The following is a 14517-nucleotide window of genomic DNA, read 5'->3' on the forward strand; positions in this document are numbered from 1 at the left end:
TTTCCCCTCTTGAAGTGACCACTTAAAAGGGAGAAACCCTGCACTTTTTTCAAAGTGCAGGGTTTCTCGACAATCTGAGGCTGCCTACAGGGCAGTCTTTTTCTTTTTTTGTTATTCCGCCAACTATTCCACTTTCACCATTAGAACTTTCTTGTGCATCAGTGTCACTCCGTACGTCCGCTTACACATGGAATTGCGGAAAGGGAGCCGAAAGCAAGCAGGGGATTCGAACGTACATATCGAAGTGAACACTTGACTATGTTTTTTGTTGAAAGGACGGAGTTATGAATACTGTTCATGATGACCAACCAAGCCATATCGAAGTATACACAATCAGGAATTCGGACCAAATTCGCGATGAGACGTTTCGAGCCTTGTTCCAGACGCTATCACCGGAAAGGCAGGATTATGTATCCAAATTCAGAAGAGCGAGCGATTACCAGCGATCGGTGCTTGGTGATGCGATGGTCCATCGAATCCTTCGGGATAAGCTGGGACTTGATCCGATGAATATAGAAATCATAAGAAACGCTTATGGCAAGCCGTTCTTAAAGGATTATGACAACCTGCATTTTAACGTCTCCCATTCCGGGCATTGGATCGTCTGCGCCGTTAGCCATGAGCCGGTTGGGATTGACGTGGAGAAAATGGAGGCCATCGATATGGATATCGCCAAGCGTTATTTCCATAAAACCGAGTTTAACGCGCTGTTAGACTGTGATCCTTCCGTCCGGCTTTCCCGCTTCTTCGATTTATGGACGTTAAAGGAAAGTTATATCAAGGCCGTTGGCAAAGGCCTGCATTTGCCGTTGGATTCTTTTGCATTGGAGCTGCAAGGAAGCGAGTGGGCACCTGTTGTTGGCGAGGGCGGAGAGACCTATTATTTTAGACAGTATGCGGTGGAAGAAGGTTACAAGCTGTCGGTGTGCGGCATTAGCCGTCATTTCCCTGAGGAGGTCCAATTCGTAACCGCTGAGGAGTTATGAGTTATGAGTTACGAGATATGAGTTATGAACGGAACCGGGAAAAACCAGCCCAAGGACGAGGCCCTTGAGCTGGTTTCTTGGCATTTCTATAATAGTAGTGGATCAGACAGGACGCAGTGCCGGCCATGCCAGCTCGATGCCTTCACTGACGAGCTTTTGCTGGAAGCTGGCGAGTCTTTCTTCGTCGTTCCGGACTTCCGTCGGCAGAATATCATGGTCCAGGCAATAGCTGACGCAATATCCGGCGGCCTCGCCGATGTTCCATTCTACGGGATGCAGCCGGTAGCAGCCGTTCGTAATGTGGGTCACCCCGATATTTTTGCTGGCAGCCAGCACATTCTTCATCCGTTTCGGTATTAAGCTGCCCAGCGGGATTTGGAACGGCAGGGACGAGATATCAATGTATGGGCGTTCGCCCGTACTCGGATGCAGATCGATCCGGTAACAGCCGATGCCGACGGAATCAGGGAACGTTTCCGAAGCGCCGTCCGGCCGTGATTCGGTTGCCACATGCTGCTCCAGGACCGTGAACTCGGCCTGAATTCTTCTCGACTCACGGATGTAAGGATACATGGCCATCCCGTCTTCCGTTCCGACCACATCGGGACGCAGGCGCAGCCCGGGATAACCCTTCCCGCCGTCCGGCCGCGGCACCTCGGTCTGCAGCCAATACAGCAGGGACAGACTGAGCTGTTTGGCTTGATAGATATGATGGGCAGCGTCTTCCTTCGGCACATCGATAATGGAGCCGAGCCAGTAGTCGTTTTGCGGCCAGTTCACAAGCGATACCGAGCTTTCGAACGTACCTTCGGCGAAATGTTTCGGGTCCAGGATTTGCCGGTATTGATAGAGCGGAAACTTGCCGTGTCCCGGAAAGATCTCATACCCGATCGGCTCATTCGTGGACGGCTTGACGGCGGTCAAGCTTAACAGCTTATCCGGCCAGAACTCGGGTTTATACTCCCGCCAAAAATCGTAAAGGGCAGGCTTCTCGATCGTGTGGTCCTCCCCCTCCAGATAATCCACGGCAAAACAATACGTAAAGCCCTGCATGTCCTGCGGCAGCGGATCGCCGTCAACGGCATGCGGTTCCCCTGTTTGGGATTTGGACTCGGCGCCGGTAACATATTCGATGCCCGCCAGCGGAAGCAAATCGCCGAGCTCGGTGGCATCCACGAAGAACGGAGCGTGAAGCGCAATTTGATCCTGCGTCTCAAGGTGACGAACGGTTACGCTGTTCACGCGATCCCCTGAAACGTCGGCAGACTCTGCCGCATATTGGTAGAGAATCTTAAGCCGACCGCTGTGAATGTACGGAGCCAGCATTTGATGCAGGACGGCGAGGGCCGTGCGCGGCTCATGGCACAGCCGGCTCACGATGCCGCTGCCGGGATTTAATTGCACATTGGATCTTGCCTTGGGAGTCATGGGGAAAAAATCGCGGTAGTACTGGCGGACGCCTTCACGGAACTGCCGGTAGCTGCGCGTGCAGCCAAAGGATTCAATCCACGGATGCTCGTCGGGCGGAACCGCCTGGCTGGTTAGCTGCCCCCCGATCCAAGTGGTCTCCTCGGTCATGATGACCGTCTTTCCTGATTTAGCGGCGGCAAGCGCAGCGGCAGTTCCCCCTGTCCCGCCGCCGAGAATGACGATATCGGCCTGCATTTCTCGTATCATTGACAGATTCTCCTTTTGGGATAGTTTCATACATGATCCACAAGATAGCACCACAAACAAGTGACTATTCTAATTGTAGATTCTCTCCTGCAGGAAAAGTACGGGACACAGGTGACCTTTTTTGGTAATCTGATGCCGTTTTTTAAGGCTTATTGTCCGGTTTTGTATTTGCTGCGATATTGTCCGGGCGTCATCCCCTCCAGCTTGCGGAAGGAGCGGATAAAGTTCTGCGAATTGTTGTAACTTAGCTTCTCCGCAATATCCTTAATGGGCATGTCGGTTTCGACAAGCCATTTCTTGGACATTTTGAAGCGGTACTGGGACAGGTATTCGCTGAAGGACATATTGGTTTCTTTTTTGAACACGCTGCTAAGATAAAAATTGTTGTAATGAAGGCGGGAAGCACATTCCTCGAGTGTAATATTGCGATCAAACTCATTGCGGATGATCTCGATCATCTGCTCGGAGAGATTCTGGTATTGAGAGTCCTGGCGATCCCGGAAAACACTGACCATCGGCCGGATGATGCGTGATTTAAACCAGCTTTCGATATCGTGATTGGTGTAGAGCCGAAGAAGCTCTTCCACGAGAGAGCTGTCCCGGATGTCGAGCTGCTCGAGCATGATCCCGTTCTCCTGCATTACGATCATCAAATCATTTAACAGCCGGATGAGCGAGATTTGATAATCATGCGGAGACCGATCCTTCCGAAACACTTCGAGCAGCCACTGCTTCAGAAGCTCCACTGCCCGATCTTCATCAGCCAGCTTGATGGCATCAATCAGCTCGTTCTCCACCTGCATCGGGTAGAAATAGACCCGGGTGTGCTTGCCCGAGTTCAGGCTGAAATAAGGGATAATGACACCGGTTCCCAGCTTGATGCGGTGTTTAAGGGCTTCGAGCCCTTCCTGGTATGCGCGTGCCGTTTTGGATAGGTTCTCGTAAGGCAGACTGATGCCGATGCTGACCTCCAGATCGAGAACACTGCGCGTCGTCTTCTGGATCTCCTCCGATAATGTATAGATGTAGTCATTGAATTCTTCCAGCGTGATGCCGCCTCGTCCGATGAGCGTAACCTGCGTGAGATCGATAATGACAGAGGGGAGGCGATGGGAGGAGGGGATCATCTCCTCGATGATATTGTTGATGGCAAACAGCAGCAGGTCGATATCCTTGCGCTCATAGCGGGTTTCGTCCAGCATATCGATCTGAAGGGTAAACACCGCCAGGTGCTCCCAAGTGGATATTTGCTCCTTGAAGCCGAACAGCTCGATCTGCTCCATGACTTCGGGCGGACTGCTCTTGCCCAGAAACAGTTTATGGAGGAAAAAGGTGCGCACCTGCTGGCTGGTCTGCCGAAGCTCGCTGCGGAGCTTCGTGTTTGAATTGAACATATCCCGGATATGTTCGTCGATGATTTGCAGCTCGCTCTTTTTGTTGGCTTGGATTTCCGGCAGACGCTCCACGATATTTTCAAAAATGTGCCGGATGGGCGTGTACATCTTCCGCGTTCCAAGCCATACCAGCAGAATGCTGAAACCGATCATCAGCACGCAAATATACAGCGTAAACCAGCCGATGGAGCGGGACTCCTTGGTAATGGCGGACATCTCGGTAAAGGAGGCATACAGCCAGCCGTTAAAATCGGACCGGACGAACGTAACGGACACCGGCTTGTTGTCAATCTTTGTCTCGAACTGTCCCGATTTATTGTCAAAATGGTCCAGCTCCGCCTCCGCATATCCGGTATCGGTCAAATTTTGCCCGAGCTTTCCTTGCTCGGGATGTACAACGATCCGGTAATTATGGTCCAGAACCATCACCTCCCGGGTTTCGGAAGGGGTATCCATCATAGCCGCAAGACTGCAGCTGGGTATGGTGGCGAGTGCGACACCCCGGGCGCTGGAGGAGGAGAGCGGCATTTTCTTCACCAGCGCAATCGTGTAGGGGCAGGCATAACTGAGCGTATCGCTGGACCCGAGAGATTCCGTCTCGAGCATCACCCAATTGGAGTTCCCTTGAAGCTCCATGAGTGTCAGCAGCGCATCCTTGGAAGCGTATTCATTAAATTTGTACATGCCCCGGTTATTGATCAGCCAGTTGGTTGTCGTGTTCGCAAGGATGACGTCTGTAACCTTGGTCTCCGGAGATTGCAGCAGACTCATCTCTTCTCTCAGTTTGTTATACAATTGGAAGTCATAATAGGACAGGGGCCGATACAACGCGCTTTGCAGAATATTGGAATTAATGACGTAATTCAGTGTATAATCCACAGTCCGCAGCACCTGTTCGAGATTGCTGTTCGTTTGATTCATAATCTGGATATTGCTGCTGTTGACGTGATTTTGGACGGAGGTGGATGATTTCATGAACGAGAAGAAGCCGAGGGCCACGAGAGGAATGATGCTGATGAAACAGCCGTACAGGACCATTTTAGAATAAAAGCTACTTTTTGGATGCAATAGGTACACCTTCCTGTTTAACAAAGTGTATAATCATTGTATGGGCAACCCGGGTTACATTCAATAATCATTTCCAAAAGAATAATCACTGTATTTGATCATCACGGTTTGTCATGAAAAAAGATGTACATATGTTAGGATCATCCCAAGCACACGGGATCCGCAAGAAACATGGGGGAACGGAGGTAGAACGGATTGATGACCCGTCTGTCAAACTATGTCATTCTTACGCTTGCTATCCTGATGGTGTCGGCCGCGTGCATCAGCATGGCACGATCATCGGGAGCGGATGGCGGAAGTACGTCTTCTGATCGCAAAACCAGCATTTCAATTATGGCCAACCTGCACACCACCGAGGTTCCCTCCGATCGGATCGAGAAATGGATCGAGGAAAAAACGGGCGTGCAGCTTAACATTCAGTGGGTACCCGACGGGAGTTACGATGAGAAGGTGTTTGCTTCGCTTGCAACAGGGACTTTGCCGCAAGCGCTGTATCTGAAGAATGCCGCATCCTTATCCTATTTCAGGGATGAGATTCGGAGTGGGCTATTCTGGGAAATCGGCCCGTATCTTAAGGACTATCCGAATTTGCAGAGATTGAAGCCCGAGGTTTTGAAGAATACGGCCATCGACGGTAAATTGTACAGCCTGTACCAGGAGCGAGCCTTAGCCCGTTCAGGCATCATTTACCGTAAGGACTGGGCAGATCGGCTGGGGCTATCGGCACCGGAAACGCTTGATGATTTATATGAAATGTTGAAAGGGTTTACATATAACGATCCGGACAATAACGATATCGATGACACCATCGGTTTGACGGATCGCAACGATTTAATCTACGGGGCTTTCAAGACGATCAGCTCCTATTATGGAACACCGAACAATTGGGGATGGTATAACGATTCATTGCAGCCGGAATTCGTCTTTCCGAAATATATGGAAACGATGAAGTTCTTCAAGAAGCTTCATAACGAAGGACTGATCAATGAAGACTTCCCGATTACCAGCAAGACCGACCAGCTGGAGCTGTTCGTAACGGGAAAAGCCGGGGTTTATATCGGCGCGATGGGAGATGTCCTGTCCCTGGAGTCAAGGCTGCTGGCGAATGATCCCAAGGCAGTGCTGGACGTTCACAATCGGGTTCTCGGGCCGGAAGGGTACGGGATATGGGCTTCGCAGGGGTACGGGACGGTGATTCTGTTTCCGAAGTCCGCGATTGCTACGGAAGAGGAGTTGAAGAGCGTACTCTCCTTCTATGACGCGCTGATGAGTCCTGAACTTGCAAACCTGATGTATTGGGGAATCGAAGGGATCCATTATACCGTTCAGGATGGCAAAGCGATGGCGGTGGATGCCTTTGAGTTAAGGGAAAAGGATGTAAAGCCCTATCAGGCTTTGATGGCCGGAGGATTCAGCACCATACCGGGCATGCTGCAGCCGGTTAACACGAATCAGGTTAAGGATAAAGCCGAGCGGCTGATTTACGATAATGAGAGTTTCCTCATTTACGATCCCACCGCACCGCTGGAGTCTCCAATGTATAACGAAATCGGCGTCAGGTTGAATGAACGCATACGGGATGCCACCTATCAATTTATGTTAGGAATGATCGATGAGCAGGGTTTCGAGGCCGAGATCGACCGTTGGCTGGAAGAAGGGGGCAGGCAGATTATCGAGGAATATAATGCTTCCTACCGAAGCACGGTCGGACCCTATTTACATGATAAATACCGCTAGGGGATTAATTTCCCCGGCGGTATTTTTGTTTTGCAATGCGTGAGCGATCTCATTGACAACATAATCATTAGATTTGATTCCACAGCATTAAATGTCGGGCGTGACCGAACTCTCCATATCCAATCTCAGGATTATATACGTACCGGGCTTCCCTCAACTAAGCTGTTTCTTGTCAGTCCCTATTCAAATTTAAAACGGAGGTCAGAAGATGAAGAAGAAGAAAGCCAGTACCATCCTGGCAATTGTAACCGCTTTATCCGTGTTGGCTGGCTGTGGCGGCAACTCCGCCCCTGCAGCAACCGGCAGCTCAAACGGAAGTTCGGCCCAAGGCGAGAACAAGAACGAACCGGTATCCATCTCGATTATGGCCAACCTCCATACCCCTGAAGTTCCCTCCGACATGATTGAGAAGCTGCTGGAAGAGAAAACGGGCACCAAGCTCGACATTCAGTGGGTGCCGGACGGCACTTATGATGAAAAGGTCAATGCATCCTTCGCAACCGGAACGCTGCCGCAGGTGACGTATCTGAAGAATGCCGCTTCGCTTGTGAATATGCGTGATGCGATCCGCAACGGGCAATTCTGGGAAATCGGGCCATTGCTGGATCAGTATCCGAACCTCAGCAAGCTGAAACCTGAAGTGTTAAAGAACACGGCGGTGGACGGCAAAATCTATGCGCTTTACCGTGAAGTGCCTTTGTCACGCCAGGGCATCATTTACCGTAAGGATTGGGCCGACAAGCTTGGGCTCGGCGCCCCGACCAATGTGGACGAATTCTATAATATGCTGAAGCAGTTCAAGGAGAAGGATCCTGACGGCAACGGCAAAGATGACACCATCCCGCTGACGGATCGAAATGATCTGATTTATGGCGCATTCAAAACGATAAGCTCGTGGCTCGGCACGCCGAATAACTGGGGCGAGAAGGACGGCAAGCTGGCTCCCGAATTTATGTTCCCCGAATATATGGAGACGATGAAATTCTTCAAGAAACTTCACCAGGAAGGCCTGATCAATCAGGATTTCCCGGTTACCAGCAAAACCGATCAGCAAAATCTGTTCATTACCGGAAAGTCGGGCGTTTATATCGGAGCGATGGGGGACGTATCCAGCCTTCATCCCAAGGTCGTCGAAGTGAATCCGGATGCGGAGCTCGATGTTCAGAATAAAATCGAAGGTGGCCCGAATGGCTTCGGAATCTGGTCGGTTCCCGGCTATGGCTCGGTGATTCTCTTTCCGAAAACAGCTATCAAATCGGAAGAAGAGCTAAAGGATGTACTTGCCTTCATGGATCAGTTGATGAGCCCGGAACTTGGCAACCTCATCTATTGGGGGGTTGAAGGACAGCATCACAAGCTGGAGGAAGGCAAGGTCATCCCTTCGGAAGACACGAAGCTGACTGATCGCGAAGTGAAGCCTTATCAAGCCATGCAGGTCGGCGGACCGTTAACGATTGAAGGATTTTATGAGGCGAAGCATATGCTCCCGGTCAAAGCGAAATCCGAGGAAATGATTATGGAGAATAATGAATACCTCATAGAGGATCCTTCGGCTTCACTGGATTCCAAGACATTTAACGAAAAGGGCGTACAGCTGCAGGAAATGATTAAAGACGGCACGTATCGATTTATGCTTGGCGATATCGATGAGGCCGGATTCCAGGCTGTGGTGGATAACTGGCTTAAGAGCGGCGGTCAGCAAATCATCGATGAGTTCAACGTTTCCTACGAATCTTCCAAATAATGAACAAGCCAGCATCCCGAACGGCCGGAGACTGCAATGCTGCAGTCTCCGGCAGGCTTCGGGACAGAAAGGAAGTCTGAGATCATGAGCGAAACCGCAGTGAAGACCGGGTTGAGCAAGAGCGCCCGTAAAATACCGGAGACCGGTCGAATGAGAAGAATAATAAAAAACCGGGCGATCTACCTCATGATTCTTCCGGGATTTTTATACTTCCTGATCTTTAAATATATCCCGATGTCGGGATTGATCATAGCCTTCCAGGATTATCAGGCTTATCTCGGCGTTACGGGAAGCCCCTGGGTGGGGCTCAAGCATTTTGAACGGCTGTTTACCGAGCCGATGTTTTTCACGATTTTGGGCAACACGCTGCTGCTGTTTTTCTTGAACCTGGCATTCTATTTTCCGGTGCCGATCATTCTTGCCTTAATGCTCAACGAGGTTCGGCGCGAAGTGTTTAAACGATTTATCCAGACGCTGGTGTACATTCCCCACTTCATGTCTTGGGTTATCATCGTATCCATTTCGTTTGTCATGTTATCGATGGATCGCGGCATCATTAATGAATTGCTGGTTATGGCCGGATTCGAAAAAATCAATTTTCTGATGAGCAGCGAATGGTTCCGGCCGATGTATGTCCTGCAGATTATCTGGCGGGAGGCAGGCTGGGGGACAATCATCTATTTGGCTGCCATGGCGGCGATTGATCCCGGTCTATACGAAGCGTCACGGATTGACGGGGCCAGCCGCTTTCGGCAAATGTGGCATATTACGCTTCCTTCGATTCGAAGCGTGATCGTCGTTTTATTGATTTTGAAAATCGGCGACGTGCTGGAACTTGGGTTCGAACATATCTATCTCCTCTTAAACTCGATGAACCGGGATGTGGCGGAGATATTCGATACGTATGTTTATACCGCAGGTCTTAAGCAAGGTCAGTTCAGCTTCAGTACGGCGGTCGGGTTCTTTAAATCGCTGATCGGTCTCATTCTGGTAATGCTGGCCAATTGGATGGCCAAAAAAGCCGGAGAAGAAGGCATCTATTAACTACAGAAAGGTGGACCGCTATGGTACAAGATAAAACGATATCGAGCCGAATCTTCGATATCGTGAACTATACGCTGCTGTTGATCATTGGCCTGGTTACCATCCTGCCTTTCCTTCACGTCATCGCCGGATCCTTCACAACGGTGACGGAGCTGGCGCAGAAGCAGTTTGTCCTGTTTCCGACCGTTTGGTCCCTTGATGCTTACAAATATGTGTTTTCAACCAATACGGTATTTCGTTCGCTTGGCGTTTCCGTTGGAGTCACCTTCTTAGGCACCTTGTTCAGCATGCTGTTAACGTGTTTGATGGCCTACGGGCTGTCGCGCAGGGATCTGGATGGCCGAAATTTCATCATGTTCATGGTATTATTCACGATGCTGTTCAGCGGCGGAATGATTCCCACGTTTCTCGTGGTGAAGGAGATGGGACTGATCGATACGTATGCGGCGCTGATTGTCCCGACAGCGATCAATGCCTTCAATCTTATCATCATGCGAAACTTCTTTCAGAACCTGCCTGAGGGACTGGAGGAATCGGCGAAGATCGACGGGGCCGGCGATTGGGGCATCCTGTTTCGAATCGTGATTCCGCTGTCGATGCCTGCCATTGCGACCATATCGCTCTTTTATGCGGTTACTTACTGGAACACGTATATGTCGGCGATTCTGTACCTGAATGATGCGGCCAAATGGCCGGTGCAGGTCATTCTGCGGCAGATCGTCATCCTGGCGAGCGGTTTGGCGGCGGACACCTCCGGCATGGACGAATTTGTCCGACCGCCGGAGCAGACGGTGAAGATGGCGGTCATCGTCATTGCTACGCTTCCGATTCTGTGTGTGTATCCGTTCTTGCAAAAGCATTTTGCAAAGGGTGCGCTGCTGGGTTCCATCAAGGGATAGAGAGGAGCGAAGGTTGGTGTTGGAAAAGAAACGATATGCGCCGATCATTGCCGGCAATTATGCCGACCCGTCGATCATCCGGGTCGGCGAGGATTATTACATGACGCATTCCTCCTACAAGCTGACGCCCGGGCTCGTCATCTGGCATTCGCGCGATTTGCTCAATTGGAGCCGAGTTGGGGCTGCGCTGCCCCACTACGAGGGGAACGTGTGGGCGCCAGATTTCGTAGCGCATAACGGGATGTATTATATCTATTATCCGGCTGGGCGGACGAACTGGGTCGTTACCGCGTCCAGTCCGGCGGGACCGTGGAGCAAACCGATCAATCTGGGGATCAAGGGAATTGATCCGGGGCATACGGCAGGACCGGACCGGAAGCGTTATTTGCATATGTCAGGCGGTGATTTTGTAGAGCTTACGGCAGACGGACTCGCGGTCGCGGGTGAAGTCAGACATGTGTATAACGGCTGGCGGTATCCGGACGATTGGGTCGTAGAGGCGTACAGCCTGGAGGGGCCGAAAATTACCGTTCACGATGGTTATTACTATCTGACGGCAGCCGTCGGAGGGACGGCCGGTCCGCCTACAAGCCATATGGCCGTATCGTCAAGATCCAGAACGCCATGGGGGCCCTGGGAACACTCTCCGTACAACCCGATTATCCATACGGAATCCAGGGATGAACGCTGGTGGTCCAAAGGACACGCCTCGTTGATCGACACTCCGGATGGCCAGTGGTGGATGGTCTACCATGCTTATGCCAATGGGTTCCATTCACTGGGCAGGCAGACCTTGCTTGAACCGATCGAATGGACTTCCGATGGATGGTTTCGTGCTGCGGGAGGCCGTGAGAGACTTATTGACCAGTACGATGATCGGCCGCATGATGAAGGAGAAACCAATGCTGGGAATCAGGGAGCCTCATTCAGGGATTCCTTTGACGGTCCTGAGCTGGGTTTGCACTGGCAGTGCGAAGGCGTGGAGCCTTCTGCACGGTTCCGTCCGGGGAATCATGAATTGGTAGCCGAGGCCGCCTCCGAGGAGGCAAAAGCTTCTCCGCTGCTCTATATGGCGGGCCATAAGCGTTATTCAGCAGAGGTTGAGATCATCGTGGAGGGTCCGGCAGAAGGCCGCCTGCTCCTCTATTATAACGATGCGGCATATCTTGGTATGGGAGTCAACGAGCATGGAGTGCGGCATTTCCGGTCATTCAAGGGCTACGGCACGATGCAGAACCATACTCGCAGGGCTTTTTTGCGGTTGGTTAACGATGCGCATATCGTTTCATTCTATTACAGCTTCGATGGGGTGGAATGGATCCGGTATGACAAAGTGGCGGATGTTTCAGGATTCCATCACAACACGTTTGGCGGGTTTCAGAGCCTCCGCATCGGACTGGATGCCGTCGGCAAAGGCACGGTGATTTTTCGTGATTTTTCATATAACGCCATCAGCAACTGAAAGAAGGGATAGGCCATGACAAAGGGATTAGAGAACATTCTGGAGGGGGGCGATAGGCTGTTTGAAGGTTTCTTCGAATGGCTCGAAGGACAATATGACGGTGCTTCCGGCGGTTTTTATTACGCCCGCAGTTCCAGGGATTCCGATGCGTTCACGCCGGACATCGAATCGACGGCACAAGCATTGGGCATTATCGAGCGCTGCGGACTTCGGCAAAGGCTGACCGATGGCATCAAGGCGGATCTTGTGCGTTTTTTCCAGTCCAAGCAAGACCCTGGGACGGGGTGTTTCTATGATGCCGATCCCAAGATGAGAAAAGACGATGTGATGGTGGGCCGTGCACTTGGCTACAGCGTAGGAGCACTCCGAACGTTGGGCGCATCCCCGTTGCATCCGCTGCCGGGCAATCGGAATAGGGCTCCGGCATACTGCCGTTCTCCTAAGGCTTATGCGGAGTGGCTGCGTTCCATCAGTCTTGCGAACAGCTGGCGCGGCTGCGACCGGCTGTGTAACTCAGCCCCCTATTTATATCAGATGACGCCGGGGGAGCGGGAGCCGTTCTTATTTGAAGCTTTATCTTATTTTGCGAGTATACAAGACCCCTTGACGGGGTTGTGGGGTGAAGGCACCCCTTATGTGCGAATATCCGGAACCTTCAAGCTGTTGACGTTCTATAACCGGTTTCAGGTTCCTCTGCCGCGGACGCCGGAAATATACCGGTCCCTGCTGCACGCTCTGCGGAACGAGAAGGCCGTTGACATGTGTTATATCCGGAACCCAATCAGTCTCCTGACCTCGATGAAGCTGCGCATCCCGGAAGAGGACGTCCTGGAGATCGCGGAAATCACCTTGTGGAATATGGCACGGCTCAAGCGGGAGGACGGCGGTTTTTCCAGAGAAATCGATCATTCCCCGCCGGCACCGAATGTGGCTCAAGTGAAGCAAGGTGAGTATTATCCTGACATGCCGGAGGCGGTTCCACTGGGCAAGGGTGAGGTTGAAGGGGACATGAATGCGGGAACACAGGCGATTTTTATCCGCTATTCGCTGCATGAGCTCGGGGGGCTGCAGGGACGAAAGCTGGATATTGCGGATTCTGTGTTCTCATCTCTACGAGCAGGTACGGGTAGATGATATACGAATCAAGACTTCTATATATAGGATCAATCAGCCGAGATGAGCCTCTGAATTTTTATGACTTGGATAATAGGAATACATAGACCCTTCGGCGAAGAAGTATAAAGGTTTTTTTTATTTAATGAATCGATGAACACGGAATTCGGTACTTGGATTAGCAGAGGAGGAGGATCATGGCGGAAATCGGCGTTTGGGAACAAGCGGAGCCCGGGGTAACAAGGAAGGTGTTTCAACCCGGAACGGGGCTGATGATGATGGAGGTGCATTTTGAAGAAGGGGCGGAAGGTGCATTGCATAGTCATCCCCATGAGCAGATGAGCTACTGCCTGAGAGGTGCCATCGAATTTTATATCAACGGTGAGACGACCCTTGTGCGGCAGGGTGATACCATCGTCATTCCCGGCGGGGCGGAGCACGGGGTAAAAGCTCTGGAACCTTCCGCTCTTTTGGATACGTTTACACCGCTGAGACTGGATTTGCTTGGTCTCTGAGTGCCTAAAGCTGATAGAAATGAATGAATAGACGACTGGATATGAAGACAGAAAGGAATGGATATGATGAAACTTTGGGAACAGGATATTCCAGGACAAGAATCGGTGGAAGAGAAGTTCACACCCTACATGACACCTTATCTATTACAAAATGAAACCCCTCACGGAGCCGTGCTTGTGCTTCCGGGGGGCGGGTACGAGCGGCGCGCGGATCATGAGGGTGATCCGATTGCCATGTGGCTGAATTCAATCGGGCTATCTGCCTTTGTCGTTCATTACCGTGTGGCCCCTTATCGCCATCCCTATCCGCTGGGCGATGCCCAGCGTGCAGTCCGGCTTGTAAGGCATAACGCCAAGGAGTGGAACATCGATCCGGATCTCATCGGAATCCTTGGGTTCTCGGCAGGCGGACATCTCGCAGCGAGCGCCAGCACTCATTTCGACGAAGGAAACCCGGAGGCCGTGGATGCTGTGGACCGGCAGAGCTCCCGCCCGAACGCTTCCATCCTGTGTTACCCGGTCATTTCTTTTAAGGATTATTATCATGAGGGCTCCATGTCCAGGCTGTTGGGAGAGAACCCGCCGGAAGAGTTGAGAAATGCGTTGTCGCTTGAGCTTGCGGTGAAACCGGAGACCCCTCCTTCCTTTCTATGGCATACCGCTGACGACGGCGCGGTTCCCGTTGAGAACAGCCTCATGTATGCCAAAGCGCTAAGCGAGCAGCGCATCCCGTTTGAGCTTCATGTTTTTCCGGAGGGCCGGCATGGTCTTGGTCTTGCGGAAGAAGATGCCAGTGTGTCGCAATGGACGGGCCTGTGCGCGGGCTGGCTGCAGAAGATCGGATTTCTGTCGCAAGCGGTCGTGCAGGGAAGGTAGGA

At 51.6% G+C, this 14517-nt stretch carries 11 protein-coding genes; 9 read left to right on the forward strand and 2 right to left on the reverse strand.

Features of this window, described 5'->3' with window-relative positions:
• Positions 1–284 precede the first annotated feature (284 nt).
• Entirely contained in the window at positions 285–986 is a 702-nt protein-coding gene (locus DP091_RS10475) for a 4'-phosphopantetheinyl transferase family protein (protein WP_113058275.1), read from the forward strand.
• Positions 987–1088: 102 nt separating this feature from the next.
• On the opposite strand, the gene DP091_RS10480 is transcribed toward DP091_RS10475, so the two are convergent.
• Both DP091_RS10480 and DP091_RS10485 read right to left on the reverse strand, forming a co-directional pair.
• On the reverse strand, positions 1089–2663 hold the full coding sequence (locus tag DP091_RS10480) for an FAD-dependent oxidoreductase (RefSeq protein ID WP_113058276.1): 1575 nt from the start codon (positions 2661–2663) through the stop codon (positions 1089–1091).
• A gap of 149 nt (positions 2664–2812) precedes the next feature.
• Positions 2813–5125: a helix-turn-helix domain-containing protein gene (locus tag DP091_RS10485; protein WP_181469775.1), complete on the reverse strand. Its 2313-nt coding sequence runs from the start codon at positions 5123–5125 to the stop codon at positions 2813–2815.
• A gap of 198 nt (positions 5126–5323) precedes the next feature.
• Here DP091_RS10485 and DP091_RS10490 point away from each other — a divergent pair, with 198 nt between their 5' ends.
• The 8 genes from DP091_RS10490 to DP091_RS10525 all read left to right on the forward strand — a co-directional run bounded on the left by DP091_RS10490 (position 5324) and on the right by DP091_RS10525 (position 14515).
• On the forward strand, positions 5324–6862 hold the full coding sequence (locus tag DP091_RS10490) for an extracellular solute-binding protein (RefSeq protein ID WP_113058277.1): 1539 nt from the start codon (positions 5324–5326) through the stop codon (positions 6860–6862).
• Positions 6863–7070: 208 nt separating this feature from the next.
• Positions 7071–8606: an extracellular solute-binding protein gene (locus DP091_RS10495; RefSeq protein WP_113058278.1), complete on the forward strand. Its 1536-nt coding sequence runs from the start codon at positions 7071–7073 to the stop codon at positions 8604–8606.
• A gap of 150 nt (positions 8607–8756) precedes the next feature.
• On the forward strand, positions 8757–9650 hold the full coding sequence (locus tag DP091_RS10500) for an ABC transporter permease (RefSeq protein WP_258394480.1): 894 nt from the start codon (positions 8757–8759) through the stop codon (positions 9648–9650).
• 20 nt (positions 9651–9670) lie between these two features.
• Positions 9671–10549, forward strand: coding sequence for a carbohydrate ABC transporter permease (locus DP091_RS10505; protein WP_071222846.1), 879 nt, complete (start codon positions 9671–9673; stop codon positions 10547–10549).
• 19 nt (positions 10550–10568) lie between these two features.
• A complete protein-coding gene (locus DP091_RS10510) occupies positions 10569–12011 on the forward strand; it encodes a family 43 glycosylhydrolase (protein WP_113058342.1) in 1443 nt (480 codons plus the stop codon).
• A gap of 15 nt (positions 12012–12026) precedes the next feature.
• Positions 12027–13145, forward strand: a complete 1119-nt coding sequence (locus tag DP091_RS10515; RefSeq protein WP_113058280.1) for a hypothetical protein — start codon at positions 12027–12029, stop codon at positions 13143–13145.
• A gap of 176 nt (positions 13146–13321) precedes the next feature.
• A complete protein-coding gene (locus DP091_RS10520) occupies positions 13322–13639 on the forward strand; it encodes a cupin domain-containing protein (protein ID WP_113058281.1) in 318 nt (105 codons plus the stop codon).
• Between the two features lie 66 nt (positions 13640–13705).
• Positions 13706–14515 (forward strand): alpha/beta hydrolase, encoded by an 810-nt coding sequence (locus DP091_RS10525; RefSeq protein WP_113058343.1) that lies wholly within the window; start codon positions 13706–13708, stop codon positions 14513–14515.
• The last annotated feature ends 2 nt before the right edge of the window (positions 14516–14517 follow it).

Source organism: Paenibacillus sp. MDMC362, from assembly GCF_003269305.1.
GTDB lineage: Bacteria > Bacillota > Bacilli > Paenibacillales > Paenibacillaceae > Paenibacillus_AQ.

Excerpts from the sequence above, each read along its gene's own strand:
- DP091_RS10475 (WP_113058275.1), top strand. The coding sequence starts at position 285 with ATGAATACTGTTCATGATGACCAACCAAGCCATATCGAAGTATACACA.
- DP091_RS10480 (WP_113058276.1), bottom strand. The coding sequence starts at position 2,663 with ATGATACGAGAAATGCAGGCCGATATCGTCATTCTCGGCGGCGGGACA.
- DP091_RS10490 (WP_113058277.1), top strand. The coding sequence starts at position 5,324 with ATGACCCGTCTGTCAAACTATGTCATTCTTACGCTTGCTATCCTGATG.
- DP091_RS10495 (WP_113058278.1), top strand. The coding sequence starts at position 7,071 with ATGAAGAAGAAGAAAGCCAGTACCATCCTGGCAATTGTAACCGCTTTA.
- DP091_RS10500 (WP_258394480.1), top strand. The coding sequence starts at position 8,757 with ATGAGAAGAATAATAAAAAACCGGGCGATCTACCTCATGATTCTTCCG.
- DP091_RS10505 (WP_071222846.1), top strand. The coding sequence starts at position 9,671 with ATGGTACAAGATAAAACGATATCGAGCCGAATCTTCGATATCGTGAAC.
- DP091_RS10515 (WP_113058280.1), top strand. The coding sequence starts at position 12,027 with ATGACAAAGGGATTAGAGAACATTCTGGAGGGGGGCGATAGGCTGTTT.
- DP091_RS10520 (WP_113058281.1), top strand. The coding sequence starts at position 13,322 with ATGGCGGAAATCGGCGTTTGGGAACAAGCGGAGCCCGGGGTAACAAGG.
- DP091_RS10525 (WP_113058343.1), top strand. The coding sequence starts at position 13,706 with ATGAAACTTTGGGAACAGGATATTCCAGGACAAGAATCGGTGGAAGAG.